This window comes from Massilia timonae CCUG 45783 (assembly GCF_000315425.1).
Lineage (GTDB): Bacteria > Pseudomonadota > Gammaproteobacteria > Burkholderiales > Burkholderiaceae_D > Telluria > Telluria timonae.
In genome coordinates, this window is the sequence record NZ_JH992922.1 from 2,222,723 (window position 1) to 2,239,496 (window position 16,774).

At 65.2% G+C, this 16,774-nt stretch carries 14 protein-coding genes; 10 read left to right on the forward strand and 4 right to left on the reverse strand.

The genetic code is table 11. From position 1 onward, the window contains the following. Positions 1–14 precede the first annotated feature (14 nt). The gene (locus tag HMPREF9710_RS09380; RefSeq protein WP_005665814.1) at positions 15–1,193 is read right to left on the reverse strand and encodes a coiled-coil domain-containing protein; all 1,179 of its coding nucleotides are present in this window, start codon (positions 1,191–1,193) and stop codon (positions 15–17) included. A 271-nt stretch (positions 1,194–1,464) separates the two neighbouring features. Here HMPREF9710_RS09380 and HMPREF9710_RS09385 point away from each other — a divergent pair, with 271 nt between their 5' ends. The 3 genes from HMPREF9710_RS09385 to flhA all read left to right on the forward strand — a co-directional run bounded on the left by HMPREF9710_RS09385 (position 1,465) and on the right by flhA (position 6,183). Next, the gene (locus HMPREF9710_RS09385) at positions 1,465–2,739 is read left to right on the forward strand and encodes an MraY family glycosyltransferase (protein WP_005665815.1); all 1,275 of its coding nucleotides are present in this window, start codon (positions 1,465–1,467) and stop codon (positions 2,737–2,739) included. A gap of 129 nt (positions 2,740–2,868) precedes the next feature. Continuing rightward, positions 2,869–4,044 carry a flagellar biosynthesis protein FlhB gene (gene flhB / locus HMPREF9710_RS09390; RefSeq protein WP_005665816.1) on the forward strand — a complete coding sequence of 392 codons (1,176 nt, stop codon included), beginning with the start codon at positions 2,869–2,871 and terminating at the stop codon, positions 4,042–4,044. 21 nt (positions 4,045–4,065) lie between these two features. Next, complete coding sequence (flhA, locus tag HMPREF9710_RS09395; protein WP_005665817.1) at positions 4,066–6,183, forward strand: flagellar biosynthesis protein FlhA; 2,118 nt, start codon at positions 4,066–4,068, stop codon at positions 6,181–6,183. Positions 6,184–6,540: 357 nt separating this feature from the next. Here flhA and HMPREF9710_RS27055 read toward each other — a convergent pair whose 3' ends face one another. After that, positions 6,541–6,999, reverse strand: coding sequence for a DUF2778 domain-containing protein (locus tag HMPREF9710_RS27055; protein WP_081589877.1), 459 nt, complete (start codon positions 6,997–6,999; stop codon positions 6,541–6,543). Between the two features lie 99 nt (positions 7,000–7,098). Then, on the reverse strand, positions 7,099–7,446 hold the full coding sequence (locus HMPREF9710_RS09405; protein ID WP_005665818.1) for a hypothetical protein: 348 nt from the start codon (positions 7,444–7,446) through the stop codon (positions 7,099–7,101). Between the two features lie 270 nt (positions 7,447–7,716). Between HMPREF9710_RS09405 and flhF the strand changes: the two genes are divergently transcribed. The 6 genes from flhF (at position 7,717) to HMPREF9710_RS09435 (ending at position 12,780) form a co-directional block, all read left to right on the forward strand. Beyond that, positions 7,717–9,093: a flagellar biosynthesis GTPase FlhF gene (gene flhF, locus HMPREF9710_RS09410; RefSeq protein ID WP_005665819.1), complete on the forward strand. Its 1,377-nt coding sequence runs from the start codon at positions 7,717–7,719 to the stop codon at positions 9,091–9,093. After that, positions 9,086–9,907: a MinD/ParA family ATP-binding protein gene (locus HMPREF9710_RS09415; protein ID WP_005665821.1), complete on the forward strand. Its 822-nt coding sequence runs from the start codon at positions 9,086–9,088 to the stop codon at positions 9,905–9,907. The genes flhF and HMPREF9710_RS09415 overlap by 8 nt, the downstream gene beginning before the upstream one ends. A 46-nt stretch (positions 9,908–9,953) precedes the next feature. Then, positions 9,954–10,682, forward strand: a complete 729-nt coding sequence (locus HMPREF9710_RS09420) for an RNA polymerase sigma factor FliA (RefSeq protein WP_005665822.1) — start codon at positions 9,954–9,956, stop codon at positions 10,680–10,682. After that, a complete protein-coding gene (locus tag HMPREF9710_RS09425) occupies positions 10,664–11,407 on the forward strand; it encodes a flagellar motor protein (RefSeq protein ID WP_005665823.1) in 744 nt (247 codons plus the stop codon). Before HMPREF9710_RS09420 ends, HMPREF9710_RS09425 begins: the two co-directional genes overlap by 19 nt. Positions 11,408–11,421: 14 nt before the next feature. Next, complete coding sequence (motD, locus tag HMPREF9710_RS09430) at positions 11,422–12,177, forward strand: flagellar motor protein MotD (RefSeq protein ID WP_005665824.1); 756 nt, start codon at positions 11,422–11,424, stop codon at positions 12,175–12,177. A gap of 99 nt (positions 12,178–12,276) precedes the next feature. Then, positions 12,277–12,780: a hypothetical protein gene (locus HMPREF9710_RS09435; RefSeq protein ID WP_005665826.1), complete on the forward strand. Its 504-nt coding sequence runs from the start codon at positions 12,277–12,279 to the stop codon at positions 12,778–12,780. A 58-nt stretch (positions 12,781–12,838) separates the two neighbouring features. Here HMPREF9710_RS09435 and HMPREF9710_RS09440 read toward each other — a convergent pair whose 3' ends face one another. Next, complete coding sequence (locus HMPREF9710_RS09440) at positions 12,839–13,888, reverse strand: M35 family metalloendopeptidase (protein ID WP_005665827.1); 1,050 nt, start codon at positions 13,886–13,888, stop codon at positions 12,839–12,841. A 309-nt stretch (positions 13,889–14,197) separates the two neighbouring features. Between HMPREF9710_RS09440 and HMPREF9710_RS09445 the strand changes: the two genes are divergently transcribed. Next, entirely contained in the window at positions 14,198–16,774 is a 2,577-nt protein-coding gene (locus HMPREF9710_RS09445; RefSeq protein ID WP_005665828.1) for an EAL domain-containing protein, read from the forward strand.

Below are 16,774 nucleotides of genomic sequence, written 5' to 3' on the forward strand. Positions count from 1 at the left end.
GGCCCCGGCCGACCCTACCGCCAAAATCCACTATCGTCGCGCTCGCCCCGCATGTCCACTTCGACCGGCCGGCTGACCCGGCGCAGCGCATCGGCACGCAGCAGCCGGCCGTCCGGCTCGTGCAGCCGGTACCAGAGAAAGGCCACGCCGGACAGGGACAGGCGTTCGCCGCCGAACAGGTTGCCGCGCACCTGGGTCAGGCCTTCCAGCCGCAGGTCGACGTCCAACACCAGGGCGCCGGCGCTGCGTTCGGCCTGGCCAAGGTAGCGCGCCGCGGTAAACAAGGGGCTTTTGTCACTGGCTTCGCCTGCCCGTAAGCCCTCGGTGAAGGCGTCGACCGCCTTCAGTTGCGCCCTGGCGGCGGCCTCGACGGCCTGCAGTTCTTTCTTGAGTTCGCCTTTGGCGGCGTCGGCCAGCACTTCCAGCCGCGCCGCGTGCTGGGCCAGCACCGACCGTTCCGCCGCCACCAGCCTGACCTGGTCGAGCAGGCGCGCATGCCGCGCAATGTCGAGTTCGCCCATATAGCCGCCGCTCAGTCCGGCCAGGCGGGCGGGGCAGGAACGCGCCAGCGCGCTGGCGAACAGGGCGCGCGCGCCGTCGCCGTAGGCGCTGCCGGCCAGCGTCGCGTCGCTCTTGAACAGGCTGGCGAGGTCGGCCCCGGCGCGGAGTAATACCGTGGGCGCGGTGAGCCAGATCAACGGTATCGCCGTGCGGCGGTCAGCCGATTCCGGGGTGTGCGCGTTAATGTAGCGTTGCAGCTCGAGATTGCGCGCGGCCAATTCCTGCGCGGTGCGCGCGAGGGCGCCGTCGACGGTGCGCGCCGCCACCACGCCCTGGCTGACGATCGGGTCGTACAGGATGACCTGGCGGTCCTGGGGCAGGCCGGCGCAGACTTCAATGGCGAGTTCCAGCGCCAGGTCGAAGGCGCGCGCCAGCCCGGCGGCGCCGAGTTTGGCGGCGTCGACGTTGCCGCTCAATGCCTTGGCCTGGGCCGGCGGCAGGCGCGCCAGCAGTTCGGCGCGCTCGGCTTCGGCCAGCGCCTGCCGGGTTTCGGCTTCCAGCAGGCGGGCCTGGGCTTCCAGCAATTCGGGGGAAGGGGCGGCCTGCGACCGGGCCAGACCCGGGTGCAGCGCGCTCAGGCATAACACAATATAAAAAATGAAACTAAATGGCTTGCGATTATGTTTCGCCATGGTTCACCTTGTTTGTGAGCGAGAAATAAATCTATCTAAATATCACTGAAGAAAAGTGTAACAATTTGTCGAGAAATATTAGGAGAAGTTTCAGGGCGATTGATTGGCAGATCGCAACGTCCCTAGAATCGTCGAATTGTTCTTGCACAATCAATAGCTTGCATGACGTAACAGTGCGTTTGTGACATTGGGATAGAATCCGTGGCCGAGCACGTTTGCCGGAAGATCAACAAGAAATGCGCTAGAATTGACGAGTTAACAAAGTGGTTCTATGAGTATTAATAACCTGCCCATGGCTGGCCTGGAAATCGGCTTTGCCACATCGCTGATCTGCTCCCTCCTGCTCGTGTTCACCACACGCTGGCACGGGCGCTATTCGCTCGACGCGACGCGCGGTGTACAGAAATTCCACATCACCCCGACCCCGCGCATCGGCGGCGCCGCGATCATGATCGGCCTGTGGATGGCGCTGGGCGTGCTGCCGCAGGCGCAGCAGGAACTATTGCTGCCGGTGCTGATCGCCTCGCTGCCGGCCTTCGTGTTCGGCCTGGCCGAAGACCTGACCCGCACCGTGTCGGTGCGCGCGCGCCTGCTGGCGACCATGGCCAGCGGCGCGGTCTGCTGGTTCCTGACCGGCGTCACCCTCCAATACACCGGCCTGGCGCCGCTCGACGGCTTGCTGGGCTGGCTGCCGTTCTCGGTGCTGTTCACCGCCTTCGCGGTGGGCGGCGTGGCCAATGCGGTCAACATCATCGACGGTTTCAACGGCCTGGCCAGCGGCACGGTCGTGATCGGCCTGGCCACCCTGGGCCTGATCGCCCTGGGCGCCGGCGACGTCCACCTGGCCCAGCTGTGCTTCGTGATCTGCGCCGTGACGGCCGGTTTCTTCGTCGTCAATTTCCCGTTTGGCAAACTGTTCCTCGGCGACGGCGGCGCCTACCTGCTGGGCTTCCTGCTGGCCTGGCTGTCGGTGATGCTGGTCTACCGCAATCCCTCGGTCTCGGCCTGGGCCCCGCTGCTGGCCTGCGCCTATCCGGTCTTCGAAACCCTGTTCACCATCTGCCGCCGCCTGTGGTGCCGCCGCCATCCGGGCCATCCGGACAGCTGGCACCTGCACAGCCTGGTCAAGACGGCGATCACCGCGCGCTACCTGCGCATGCTGCCGGCGCCGCTGCGCAATGCCTGCGTGTCGCCGGTGTCGTGGAGCATCGCCCTGGTGCCGGCCGCGCTGGCAGTCAACCATGCGAATACCCCTGCCGTGCTGATGCAGGGCGTGGTCGCCAGTTTCGCGCTGTACCTGGTCGTGTACGGCCTGGTGGTCGCCGCCTGGCGCGCCCGCCGCCGCCAGCCGGCGCACGTGGCCGCCGCCCCGCTGGCGCCGGCCACCACGTCCACCGTCAAGGTGGTCAAGCCCGTGGTCGCCCCGATCGCGCCGGTGATCGTGTCCGCCCGCATCGCCAAGCCGACCGCGGCCAACCAGCCGGCCCCGCTGTCCGACCTCGGCCGCGAGCAGCCGGCCCCGGCCTTCGTCCGCCGCCGCATGTAATGCCAGGCATCCGGCCGCGAACAGCGGCCGGTTTCCCATCCTGTTTTATATCTAGCCGCACGGCAATTCCGGCGATAATTTCATTTGCGCGGTACAAAGGCGCATGTGACATAGTTTGGCGGAGTAGGCATGTCGGAAGATAGCGACGCAGAAAAGACAGAAGACGCATCGCCCCGGAAGATCGAGAAGGCGCGCGAGGAAGGCGACGTTCCCAGATCGCGGGAGCTGGCCACCTTTACCGTCCTGATGACTGCCGGGGCTTGCCTGTGGGCCTTTGGCGGCATGCTCGTCGGCAAATTGAGCCTGGCGCTCAAGTCCGGCCTGTCGCTCGACCGCGAACAGGTCTTTAATCCCGCCATCCTGATCGAGCGCATCCTCAATGACCTGGTCGCCGTGCTGCTGGCGTGCCTGCCGATCGCCGGCGCCATCATGGCCATCGCCCTGGTCTCGCCGCTCCTGATCGGCGGCTGGCTGTTCTCGTCCAAGGCTTTCATGCCCAACTTCATGAAGCTGAACCCGATCAAGGGTATTGGCAATATGTTCTCGAAAAACGCCCTGGTCGAGCTGCTCAAGGCGGTCGCCAAGACCATCGTCGTGGGCGTGGTGGCGTATATCGTCGTCAGCGGCCAGAAGGAGGCGATGCTGGGCCTGGCGGTCGAGCCCCTCAATGAAAGCAGCGCCCACGTGGGCGCCATGATCGGCAAATCCTTCCTGTTCATCGTCGGCGCGCTGGGCTTCATCGCCCTGATCGACGGTCCTTACCAGTTATGGCACTGGAAAGACAAACTGAAAATGACGCGCCAGGAAATGATCCAGGAATCCAAGGAGTCGGACGGCAATCCTCAGATTAAGGGGAAGATTCGCCAGTTGCAGCGCGAAATGGCCCGCGGACGGATGATGCAAAATGTACCTACTGCAGATGTGATCGTCACTAACCCGACCCACTATGCGGTGGCGCTGAAGTATACGGACGGCAAGGGCGCGCCGCGGGTCGTGGCCAAGGGCATCGACGACGTGGCCGCCAAGATCCGCGAGCTGGGCCAGGAACACAAGGTCACGCTGATGGAAGCCCCGGCCCTGGCCCGCGCCCTGTACAAGCATACCGATATCGACGAAGAGATCCCGGAAAAGCTGTACTCGGCGGTGGCGGAAGTGCTGGCCTATGTCTACCAGCTGCGCGCCTACAAGAAGGGAGAAGGGGACTACCCGGATCGCCCGACGAAGTTGAAAGTGCCCGACGAGATGGACCCGCTGAACCCGGCGTCGCAACAGCCAGCGCCACCCAAGCCAGGGGGGCCGAATTGAACTGAACACGGAGTGAACTGAATGACCAACAGCATGAAACTGCCAGCCTGGATGAGCGGCCTCGGTGCACGAGGCGGCAAGGCGGCAGCCGCGCCGATCCTGATCATCATGCTGCTGGCAATGATGATCCTGCCGTTGCCGGCCTTCGTGCTCGACGTGTTCTTCAGCTTCAATATCGCGCTGTCGATCATCGTGCTGCTGACCGCACTGTATACGGTCAAGCCGCTTGACTTCCTGGCCTTCCCGGCCATCCTGCTGGTCTCGACCATGTTGCGCCTGGCGCTCAATGTGGCTTCTACTCGAATTGTCCTGACCGAAGGCCACACCGGCTCGGCGGCGGCCGGCAAGGTGGTCGAGGCCTTCGGCCATTTCCTGATTGGCGGTAACTACACCGTCGGTATCGTCGTCTTCATCATTCTGACCATCATCAACTTCTCGGTCGTGACCAAGGGCGCCGGCCGTATCGCCGAAGTCGGCGCACGCTTCGCCCTGGACGCGATGCCTGGCAAGCAGATGGCGATCGACGCCGACCTGAACGCCGGCCTGATCGGCGAAGCCGAAGCCCGCAAGCGCCGCCAGGAAGTCGCGCAGGAAGCCGAGTTCTACGGCGCCATGGACGGCGCCTCGAAATACGTGAAGGGTGACGCCGTCGCCGGCATCATGATTACCGTGATCAATGTGGTTGCCGGCCTGATCGTCGGCGTGGTGATGCACGACCTGGCGGTCGGTGAAGCGACCAAGATCTACACCCTGCTGGCTATCGGTGACGGCCTGGTGGCGCAGATTCCATCGCTGATCATCTCGATCGCGGCCGGTATGGTCGTGTCGCGCGTCGCCAACGACGAAGACGTGAGCTCGCAGCTGACCAACCAGCTGATGGCGCGTCCGGAATCGATGTACATCACCGCCGCCATCATCGGCGGCCTGGGGATGATCCCGGGCATGCCGAACCTGGTGTTCCTGCTGCTGGCGGGCTCGCTGGCCGGCGCCGGCTACCTGATCTCGAAGCGCCGCAAGGAAGCGCCGGCCAAGGAAGAAGCGGCCGCCGCGGCCGCCGCCGAGGCCACCGCCGCCAAGCAGGCCCCGGCCGAGAGCGAAGAAGCGACCTGGCAGGACGTCATGCCGGTCGACACCCTGGGCCTCGAAGTCGGCTATCGCCTGATCCCGCTGGTCGACAAGAACCAGGGCGGCGAGCTGCTCAAGCGTATCAAGGGCATCCGCAAGAAGTTCGCGCAAGAAGTGGGCTTCCTGGCGCCGCCGGTGCACATCCGCGACAACCTGGAACTCAAGCCATCGGCCTACCGCATCACCCTGAAGGGCGTGGAAGTGGGCAGCGGCGAAGCGCTGAACGGCCAGTTCCTGGCGATCAACCCGGGCATGGCCAGCGGCACCTTGCCTGGCCTGGTGACCACCGATCCGGCCTTCGGCCTGCCGGCCACCTGGATCGAAGCCGGCCTGCGCGACGAAGCGCAGAGCATGGGCTACACCGTGGTCGACGCCGGCACCGTGGTGGCGACCCACCTGAACCACCTGATCACGATGCACGCCTCGGAACTGCTGGGCCGTATGGAAGTGCAGGCGCTGCTGGACCACCTGGGCAAGGAAACGCCGAAGCTGGTCGAAGACCTGGTGCCGAAGGTCGTGTCGCTGTCGACCCTGCAGAAAGTGCTGCAGAACCTGCTGGTCGAAGGCGTGCACATCCGCGACATGCGCTCGATCATCGAGGCGCTGTCGGAGCACGCGAACATGACGCAGGACCCGTCGGAACTGACCGCCGTGGTGCGTGTGGCCCTGGGCCGCGCCATCGTCCAGCAGCTGTTCCCGGGCGAGAACGAGTTGTCGGTGATGACCCTGGACAACCGCCTCGAGCGTCTGCTGATGCAGGCGATGGGCGCCGGCGGCGACGGCACCGGCATCGAGCCGGGCCTGGCCGACACCATCGCCCAGCAGGCGGCCCATTCGGCCAACCAGCAGGAGCAGATGGGCCACACCCCGGTGCTGCTGGTGCCGGCCCCGCTGCGCGTGCTGCTGTCGCGCTTCCTGCGCCGCGCCGTGCCGCAGCTGAAGGTGCTGTCGCATGCAGAAGTGCCGGAGACCAAGACGATTCGGGTGACCAGCCTGGTGGGTGTGCCGATGTAAGCGGGCAGGGCGGCGTGCGAATGCTGCCCTGGTCAGTCACCTTCATGTAATGCGACCGTCAATGCCGCGCTGGGAGCGTCGACTATCGATCGACTGTGCGGTTGCGGATACGTTGCCAAATAAGGATGCCCGAATATGTGAGTCCCAGGACGAGAGGAAACGCGACGGCGAGTCCGAGCAGTACCTCGAGATCCCGAATTTCTTCCGCATTGTTTGCGCCATACAGATCAACAAGCCATATCGCGAATGGCTGGGGGATCGTCGGGAGCCGGCTTGAATTGACGATCCATAGATGTGTAAGGGCGAAGCTGGCAAAAACGACCCATAGCGCGAGAATGAGTCGTTGGTTTGTCTTTTTCATCGGACGGTCACTCTTCCATAGACTTTTAGTGTGCTGCCAGGAATACTCTTCTGGCCCACGGCTTTCAAGATGGCGCGCAATGAGTTGAAGTCGGCTTGGGTTGCGACGGTTATACAGCCCTTGCTGACGCCTATGCCTGCCTTCGGATGCAGCCGGAAATTTCCTCGCTTGACGCTGTCACAGAAGACTTCATCGTCAATTTTCGTGTCTATGGCATACAGAGCGAACCAGTCAGATTTGTCACTGTAGAGATCGCGTAGTGGTCCCAGAAGTCCTCCGGATTGCCGATCTAAAATGTAGTAGGCCCCTGGTGGAATAGGGCCAAGGTTCGGGTTGCAAGCAAATGCACGTCGGTTTATCTGATCGCCCTTCCCTGAGAAGGCAGGAAATTGCATTGAGCCCATCTTAAACAGGCTCATAGGTTTGTCGTTCAGTTCAAACGTACACTCGATCATCGGCCATCTCCATGAACGCTGTGCTCTCAAGCTTTCGATCATAGGTAAATGGCGTATGCCGTCGATGAGCGTGCGCAAAACTGGCCTGTTTGGCGGCAGTCACTTGACGACCACCATGCGCTCAACCAGTCCAAGGTCGGTAATGGTCACCAGCACGTCGAGCGGAACGTCCGAGTCGGCGTGCAGATAGAACTCGACGCCGCCTGGCCCGCCCTCGGAATCGTGCGGTGCGATATTGGTCACGTACACGTTCGCCCGGCCCAGGTGGGGGCGTCCGGGAGAGGAATCGTGGGGATAGGCCGGGGCGCCCGGCTCGGTCTCGGCGTTCCACTCGACGGCGGTGATCATGACGGCGGAGCGCTCGCACATCTTTTGCCAGTCCCAGTTGTAATTGCATCGCACGCGGTTCTGGATGTTGCGATACAACAGTCGAATCGATTTGACCATGGTGTCCTCCCGGCGCCAGCGACAGGCGGCCTGTCTTGCATACTTGGACCTCTCTTCAGGGGCAAAGATCGCCCGGCCCCGGACGCCTGTTGACGACAACCCTCCGCTTGTCATCCGGTCAAAAGGTATCGCTTTTGCCGATTCCGATGAAATAGGCCCTTTTCCCCATCCTTTTCCCCTGATGGTTTCCTGAGGGCATCGTCAATAATGCTTCCTATCGATGGGCATCGTGCCCGTCATGCAGAACCAGATTGAAGCGCGGAGAACCAGATGAAGGTTAAGAAATTTACGGCAGCAACGTCCCGAGATGCATTGCGCAAGGTGCGCGAAGCCCTTGGTCCGGATGCCGTCATCCTCTCCAACCGTCCAGTCGACGGCCAGGTCGAGATCCTGGCGCTGGACAACGATGACGTGGCCTCGCTGGCCGCGCCGGCCGCCGATTCGGAAATGGCCCAGCCGGCGCCGCAACTGCAGCACTTCGACTACCTGGCCCCAATGCCGGCTGCGGCCCCCGCCGCCGCCCCGGCCTTCCTGTCGCGCCGCCTGCAGGACGCCGCCCCGGCCGCGCCCGCCGCGCCGATCGCGCCAGCCTACGCGGAAGTGGCCCCGACCTACGCCGAGCGCCGCGCCCCGGCCCCGGAGCCGACCATCGACATGAGCGCCATGACCTCGATGATGAGCGCCGCCATCGCCCAGGCCAAGGAATCGGCCGCCGCCGAGATGAACGGCATGATGAGCGAGATCCGCGGCCTGATGGAAACCCAGCTGGCCGAACTGTCGTGGAACGCCACCGCCCAGCGCGAGCCGCACAAGGCGACCGTGCTGCGCGAGATGCTGGCCGCCGGTTTCTCGGCCACCCTGGCGCGCTTCCTGATCGAAAAAATGCCGGCGACCAAGGATGCCGCGGAAGCCATGCGCTGGGTGAAGACGGTGCTGGCGCGTAACCTGACCACCATCGGCAACGAAGACGCGCTGCTGGAGCAGGGCGGCGTGTACGCCCTGGTCGGCCCGACCGGCGTCGGCAAGACCACCACCACCGCCAAGCTGGCCGCGCGCTGCGTGATGCGCCACGGCCCGGACAAGCTGGCCCTGATCACCACCGACGCCTACCGTATCGGCGGCCACGAGCAGCTGCGCATCTACGGCAAGATCCTGGGCGTGATGGTGCACTCGGTGAAGGATGAGGCCGACCTGCGCATCGCCCTGAAGGAATTGCGCAACAAGCACACCGTGCTGATCGACACCATCGGCATGTCGCAGCGCGACCACATGGTGGCCGAGCAGGTCGCCATGCTGTCCGGCTCGGGCGCCGACGTGAAGCGCCTGCTGTGCCTGAACTCGACCTCGACCAACGAAACGCTGAACGAAGTGGTGCGCGCCTACCAGGGCAGCGGCCTGCACGGCGCCATCATGACCAAGATGGACGAAGCCGCATCGATCGGCGGCGTGCTCGACGTCGTGATCCGCCAGAAGCTGAACCTGCACTACATCTCGAACGGCCAGCGCGTGCCGGAAGACCTGCACGTGGCCGACCGCAACCTGCTGGTCGACCGCGCTTTCCGCAACCGCGGCAACGGCGCAAACGAAGCCGACATGCCGCTGATGATGGCTGCGGCACAAGCCGCGCGCGAGGTGAACCGTGGCTAGTTTCGATTTCGACCAGGCCGAAGGCCTGCGCCGCATGCTGCAGGGCCCGCGTCCGCGCGTGGTCACCTTCCTGTCGGCCACGCCTGAAGACGACAAGGGCGCCATGCTGGTCAACCTGGGCGCCTCGCTGGCCCAGGCCGGCAACGACGTGCTGATCGTCGACGCCTGCGAAGTGGAATACGGCGTCGCGCGCCGGCTCGGCATGAACCGGCGCGCCTCGCTGCTGCAGGTGGCGCGCCAGGAAAGCGCATTGAACCAGGTGATCCGCCCGGCGCCGCAAGGTTTTTCGGTGGTGCCGATGGGTGCGCCCGAAACCGCAGCCGAGGCACGCCGCCTGGGCAATACCTTCGACGTGCTGGCGCTGCAAACCGGCATCGTGATCGTCGACGCCGAGCTCGGCCCGGACGGCGATTTCCCGGTGGCCTCGATGCTCGATTCCGAGATCGTGGTGCAGGTGTCCACCAGCGCGGCGTCGATCACGAACGCCTATGCGCTGATCAAGCGGCTGTCGCAGCAACTGGGCCGGCGCCCATTCGGTATCCTTGTTACCGGTGCGACAGAGGCAGAGGCCAAGGTGGTATACGATAATATGTCAGCAGCAGCAACACGTTACCTTGCCGTCAAGCTCAGTTTCATGGGCTCGGTGCCAGCCGACGAGTGCCTAGCAAGGGCCGCACGCCTGGGCCGGGCCGTGGTCGACGCCTTCCCGCTGGCCGGCGCGTCGGTGGCGTTTCGCCAGCTGGCAGGCAAGTTCGCGCTGCACGCCATGCCGCAGTTCGGCAAGCAGGGGAGCGCGGCCCACTTTGGTTCGTAATCGACATCGGCAATAGAAGACACGTAGAGAGAAGACTGACACCAGCATGTACACGGTCAAAGGGAAAGCGGACAAGAATTCTTTGCTGACGGAGCATATGCCGTTGGTAAAGCGTCTTGCCCACCACATGAAGGCCAAGCTGCCGCCTTCGGTGGAGGTGGATGACCTGGTGCAAGCTGGCATGATCGGCCTGCTGGACGCCATCAACCGCTACGAAGACAACCACGGCGCGCAGTTCGAGACCTATGCGGTGCTGCGCATCCGCGGCGCCATGCTCGACGAATTGCGCAGCAGCGACTGGATGCCGCGCAGCACGCGCCAGAACATGCGCAAGGTCGAGACCGCGATGCACGAGCTGCAGCAGCGCCTGGGCCGGCCGCCGAGCGAATCCGAAGTGGCCAAGTCGCTCAAGCTCTCGCTCGAGGATTACCAGGAGATGCTGGCCGACTCGGGCGGCCACCAGCTGGTCTATTACGAAGATTTCCACGACGACGACGGCGACGGCAACTTCCTCGACCGCTACGCGGTGGACGACAGCGACCCCTTGCGCGGCCTGATGGAGACCGACTTCCGCCACGCGGTGATCGAGGCCATCGACAACCTGCCGCCGCGCGAGAAACTGTTGATGGGCTTGTACTACGAAGAGGAATTGAACCTGAAGGAAATCGGCGCCGTCATGGGCGTGAGTGAATCGCGGGTGTCGCAGCTGCACACCCAGGCCGTCGCGCGCCTGCGCACCACCTTGCGAGAGCATATATGGACTGGGCCAGCGTAGGCGGCCTGGTGCTGGCGATCGCCGGCATTTTCCTCGGCTACACGCTCGACGGCGGCAAGTTTGCATCGCTGATGCAGCCGGCCGCCTTCGCCATTGTCGTGGTCGGCACTTTCGGTGCGGTGCTGCTGCAGAGCGAGACGCGCACCTTCCTGCGCGGCCTCGGCATGCTGCGCTGGGTGTTCGTGCCGCCCAAGAACGGCCGCCAGAAACTGTCGCGCGACATCACGCTGTGGAGCCAGTCGGCGCGCCGCGACGGCCTGCTGTCGCTGGAACAGTACATGAACAAGGCCGACCCCTTCGTGGCCAAGGGCCTGCGCCTGGTGGTGGACGGCATCGCGCCGGACAAGCTGCGCAGCCTGCTGGAACACGAGATCAACGGCTATGAATTCGCCCAGCGGCAAGCGGCGCGCATCTGGGAATCGGCGGCCGGCTATGCGCCGACGATCGGCATCCTGGGCGCCGTGCTGGGCCTGATCCACGTGATGGAAAACCTGTCCGACCCGGCGCGCCTGGGCTCGGGCATCGCGGTCGCCTTCGTCTCGACCGTGTACGGCGTGGGCCTGGCCAACCTGTTCTTCTACCCGGTCGGCAACAAGCTCAAGGCGATCGTCAACGACCGGGTCTCGCAGTACGAGATCCTGGCCGAGGTGTTCGCCGATCTCGCCAGCGGCGACCACGGCCGCGTGGTCGACGAGCGCGTCGCCAGCCTGCTGGCGCGCCACTGACGGCAAGCGACATCATGGCCCGCAAGCGCTACGACGACGACGTCCCGCAAGAGCACCACGAGCGCTGGCTGATCTCCTACGCCGACCTGATCACCTTGCTGTTCGCCTTCTTCGTGGTGATGTACGCGATCTCCATCGTCAACGAAGGCAAGTACCAGGTGCTGTCCGACGCCCTGGGCGACGCCTTTGGCGGACGCGGCGCGGCGACCCAGGTGAATACCAACGTCGAGCCGGTGCTGCCGCTGTCGCACATCATCAACCGCAAGCGCAACGAGGCCGCGCGCCGCGAGCAGGAGCGCATGGGCGTGATGGCGCGCGAGCTGTCGGCGACCCTGCTGCCGCTGGTGAAATCGGGCCAGGTGCGGGTGACCCAGAACGCGCGCGGCGTCAGCGTCGAGATCAATGCCAGCGTGCTGTTCGAGCAGGGCGAAGCGGCGCTCGACCCGGAGGCGCGCGAAGTGCTGGGCGCGGTGGCCGGCCTGCTCAGGGACGATACCCACCGCATCGAGGTCGAGGGCCATACCGACGACGTGCCGATCGCCAGCCCGGTGTATCCGTCGAACTGGGAACTGTCGACCGCGCGCGCATCGAGCGTGGTGCGCCTGTTCATCGACAACGGCCTGCCGCCGACGCGCCTGTCGGCGATCGGCTTTGCCGACACGCGGCCGGTGGCGCCGAACACGGACGTGGCCGGACAGACCCGCAACCGGCGGGTGGCGGTGACCATCCTGGCGGCCTTGCCTGAAACAGGCGGTAACATTCTTCCCTGAACTGCAGCGATAACTCATGTCATAATCGAAAGGCGGTTGCCGCGCTCGCGGCAGCCCTTTTTTGAAAACCATGGTGGCCCCGTGTCGGAAGGAGGCGAGATGCATGTCAAACGAAGCATGCCGGCAGCTGTGCTGGCGACGTTGCTGGCGCTGGGCGGCCTGGTCGGCGCGGTCAAGGCCGTGGAGGCCAAGGTGAACGTGCATCACCGGCTCGAGGTCGAGACCGGCGCCAAGTCGGTCAAGGTGCGGGTGCTGATCGAGAACCGCGGCGACCAGTCGGTGTGGATCCCGCGCGAGATCGCCCTGGGCGACGACCTGACCGCCCCGCGCTTCAACCTGCGCACGCCCGAGGAAGAAGTGGCCTACACCGGCCGCATGGTCAAGCGCGCCGCGCCGGGCCCGGCCGACTACCTCGAGGTCAAGCCGCAGACCACCCACCTGAACACGATCGACATCACCCAGGCCTATGCCTTCAAGCCGGGGCAGCACAGCTACGAGATCCGCTATGCCGGGCCGTGGCTGAGTAGCCTGGGCAAACTCGATGCGGCCAGCATCAAGAGCAGTCCGGCGATTCCGGTGAAGTTTTCGTTTACGCAGCGGTAGAGCCTACTACCTGACCGGTTGGGTGGATGGCTCCGCCGCCACCCAACCGGTCCGGCCATCATTGTTGCGCCGGCGTATTCTCCCCAAAATACTCATGTGAATCGGCGTTGTTGATCGCCCGCTCCGGCGCCGTGCGCGCCAGTTCGGCCGCGCCGGCCTGGCCGTACACGTGGTCGTCGGTCGCCGCCACCACGTCGAAATGGCTGAGCTCGTGCAGCAGGGTGCCGCCGCGCGAATCGGTGCCGGTCACGGCCGCGGCCCAGAACGCCCTGCACACCCACACGGTGTAGGGCCGCGCCGGGTACACATAGGCGAAATACGGTTCGTCGCAATCGCAGTCGATCTTGACGGGCTTGTTCTCGAACGCGTCCTTGATGGCCGTGAAATTGCTGGTGACCTTGGCGCCGCGCGCGGCGTCGAGGGCGCCGAACCAGGTCGTGTAGCGCTCGCCATATTGCTTGCCGGACGTCAGATAGGCGTGGCTGTCGGCCGTCATCGCGCGGCCCGCGTCCATCGCCGTCACCAATTGCTCCTGCTGGGCGTTCGAGCAGTTGGCGTAGCTCAGGCCGGCCCCGCCCGGTTCCGGCGCCATGGCGGCCGGCTTGGCGCCGCGCGGCAGGCGGCCGTCGACCCAGATGCTGACCGGCTTCGAGACCAGCTCGCCGACCACCGCCTGGACGCCGGCGCCCGGCGCCGGCATGGCCGCGCTGTGGTAGCGGATCGTGTAGCTGCCGGTCACGCTCATCTCGTACAGCCGCGACAGCTCGACCGTCTTGCTGAGCGAAGCGCCGGGATCCAGGCGCACGTAGTCCGCCGGACCGGGCGCCGCGCGCTTGATGCGCCGGCCGAGATAGCGCACCGGCTGGCCGTCGCGCCGCACCTCGAACAAGGGCGCCTCCACCCCATCCAGCGGCGTGCGCCAGCGCAGCAGGTGCTGGGCGGCGCCCGACGAATTGGTGAGCGTGACGCGCACCATCACGTCGTCGCCACGCTCGACGGTGGGCTTCACCGGCGTGACGGTGACGTCGACGGCGGCCGCGGGGCTGCTGGACAACGCCAGCACCAGGGCTGTGGCGGCGGCCGAAGGCAAGAGAGGGTGGGGGGACATGGCGGGCTCCTGAAATGATGACGATTCCCCACTGTCACCCCATCTATGCGCTGCATCTTGTGCTGGTGCAACGTCCATCGCTTCTCGACTTAAACCAAGTTAATTGGCCGGCGAACACTAAGACAAATAAACAACAGATCGCCAGTAAGTGACAGACCGCCATGAAGCTATTTGCTATCATGCAACTAAGATATCCAGCAGGTTATTAATTCTTGGTCAAGACAGTTGACCAGAGGCGTTTCCCATGATTACCCAGATGAGAAGTGGTACGGCCAGGTCGATGCGGTTCTTGCAGGCGCGGAGGATTGCATGAGGGAAACCCGGGAAATGATCGACGCCCTCGCACGAGAGATCGGCCTGGACGACGAAGAAATCGCGGCGCGCCGCAGTTTTCTGCAATTCGACGAGCGCGACGCCGCCGTCCTGCGCGAGGTGCACGCCTTGCTGGACCAGGAACGCGACACCTTCTCGGACAGTTTTTATGCGCACCTGCTGGCCTTCCCGCGCCTGCGCGAGCTGCTGGCCGACAGCGAAACCACCTCGCGCCTGCGGCGCGCACAGGCCGGCTACTTCAGCAGCCTGACGGCCGGCGACTACGGCCCGGCCTACATCCACGAGCGCCTGCGCGTGGGCGCCACCCACCAGCGCATCGGGCTCGACCCGAAATGGTATATCGGCGCCTACCGCAAATACCTCTCTGAACTGTCCAGCCTGCTGTGGCAAAAGCTGGACCATGATCCGGCGCGCTTCATCGAGGCCTGGGATGCGGTGCTGAAGGTGGTCTGCTTCGACATCGGGCTGGCGCTGGACACCTACGCCCACGCCGACCAGCGCAATGTGCGCCAGAACCGCGACTACCTGGAACAGGTGATCGACGGCATGCCGGCCGGCCTGGTGGTGGTGGATGCCGACCGCAAGGTGCGCTCGATGAACCGCACGATGGCCGACCTGGTCGGCGCGCCGGAAGAAGCCGCCGCGGCCGGGCACCCGCTCGAGCAATGGCTGCCCGCCCCCGAGCTGGCGGCGCGCGTCGACGAGGCGCTGCGCACCGGCGCGCCGCAGGACAACGTGCTGGTGACGCTGGACGGCCGCGCCGACGGCGTGCGCTACGTCGAGTTCAACATCCGCCGCACCCAGCAGGCGGGCGGCCACATGCTGCTCCTGATCGGCCAGGACATCACTTTCCGCCGCAAGGCGCGCCTGCGCCTGCAGGAGAGCGAGGAGTTCTTCCGGCTCACCTTCAGCCAGGCCGCGGTGGGCATCGTGCTGCTGGGCCCGGACGGCCGCCTGCTGCGCGTGAACCGCAAGATGGCGCAGATCCTGGGCTACAGCGAAGTGGAGCTGCTGCAGCGCTTCTTCCAGCAACTGACCCATGAAGCCGACCTGCCCGACGAGCTGGCGCTGGTAAAACGCCTGCGCGCCGGAGAAATCGGCGACTACCAGCGCGAGCGGCGCCTGCTGCGGCGCGACGGCACGCCGATCTGGGTGAACATCAGCGTCTCGATGATGCGCGACGCCAACGGCAACCAGCGCTTCATCTCGGTGGTCGAGGACATCTCGCGCCGCAAGAGCGCCGAAGAAGCGCTGCTGCGCATGGCCAACCACGACGCTCTGACCGGCCTGCCGAACCGGGTGCTGCTGCAGGACCGCCTGGCACAAGCCATCGTGCACGCGCACCGCGCCGGCACGCAGGTGGCGGTGATGTTCATCGACCTGGACCGCTTCAAGCACGTCAACGACAGCCTGGGCCACGACGCCGGCGACCAGATGATCGTCGAGATCGCGCGCCGCCTGGCGAGCAGCCTGCGCGAGAGCGACACGGTGGCGCGCCAGGGCGGCGACGAATTCGTGGTGGTGCTGCCCGAGCTGGCCGGCGAAACCGATGCGGCCAAGGTGGCGCAGAAGCTGCTGGATAACCTGTTCCAGCCGCTGATGTTGTGCGGGCAGGAGGTCTTCCCGACCGGTTCGATCGGCATCGCGATGTATCCGCGCGACGGCCTGGACGCCGCGACCCTGCTCAAGTGCGCCGACAGCGCCATGTACCAGTCAAAAGGCACGGGCGGCAACCACTACAGTTTCTACATGGCCGACATGGGCGCCCAGTCGGTGGAGCACCTGCGCATGGAAGGCGCGCTGCAACGCGCGCTGCAGCGCCAGGAATTCCTGCTGCACTACCAGCCGGTGGTGGACATCGCAAGCGGCAACGTGAGCGGCGTGGAAGCGCTGCTGCGCTGGAAGCCGCACGGCCGGCCGATGGTGGCGCCATCGGACTTCATCCCGCTGGCCGAGGAAACCGGCCTGATCGTGCCGATCGGCGAATGGGTGCTGGAAACCGCGATGGCGCAGCAGGTGGCCTGGCTGCGCCGCGGCCTGCCGCCGGTGCGCGTGAGCGTGAACCTGTCGGCGCGCCAGTTCCTGGGCCAGGACGTGGCCCAGCGCGTGGCCGAGTTGCTGAACAAGACCGGCTGCGATCCGCGCTGGCTGACGCTGGAGATCACCGAGAGCGTGCTGATGCAGAACCCGGCCGCCGCCGCCGAGACCATGGCCAGGCTGGCGAACATGGGCGTGCAGCTGGCGATCGACGATTTCGGGACCGGGTATTCGAGCCTGGCGAGCCTGAAGCGCTTCCCGATCCACAGCCTGAAGATCGACCGCTCTTTCGTGAGCGACCTGACCCAGGACGCGGACGACGCCGCGATCGTCAACGCGGTGATCGCGCTGGCGCATTCGATGAAGCTGAACGTGATCGCGGAAGGGGTGGAGACGTCGGAGCAGCTGGCCTTTTTGCACGAGCATGGGTGCGACCAGATGCAGGGGTATTGTTTCAGCAGGCCGGTGGAGCCGCAGGGGATCGAGGCGTTGTTGAAGGCGGCGGAGGCGGCGTGA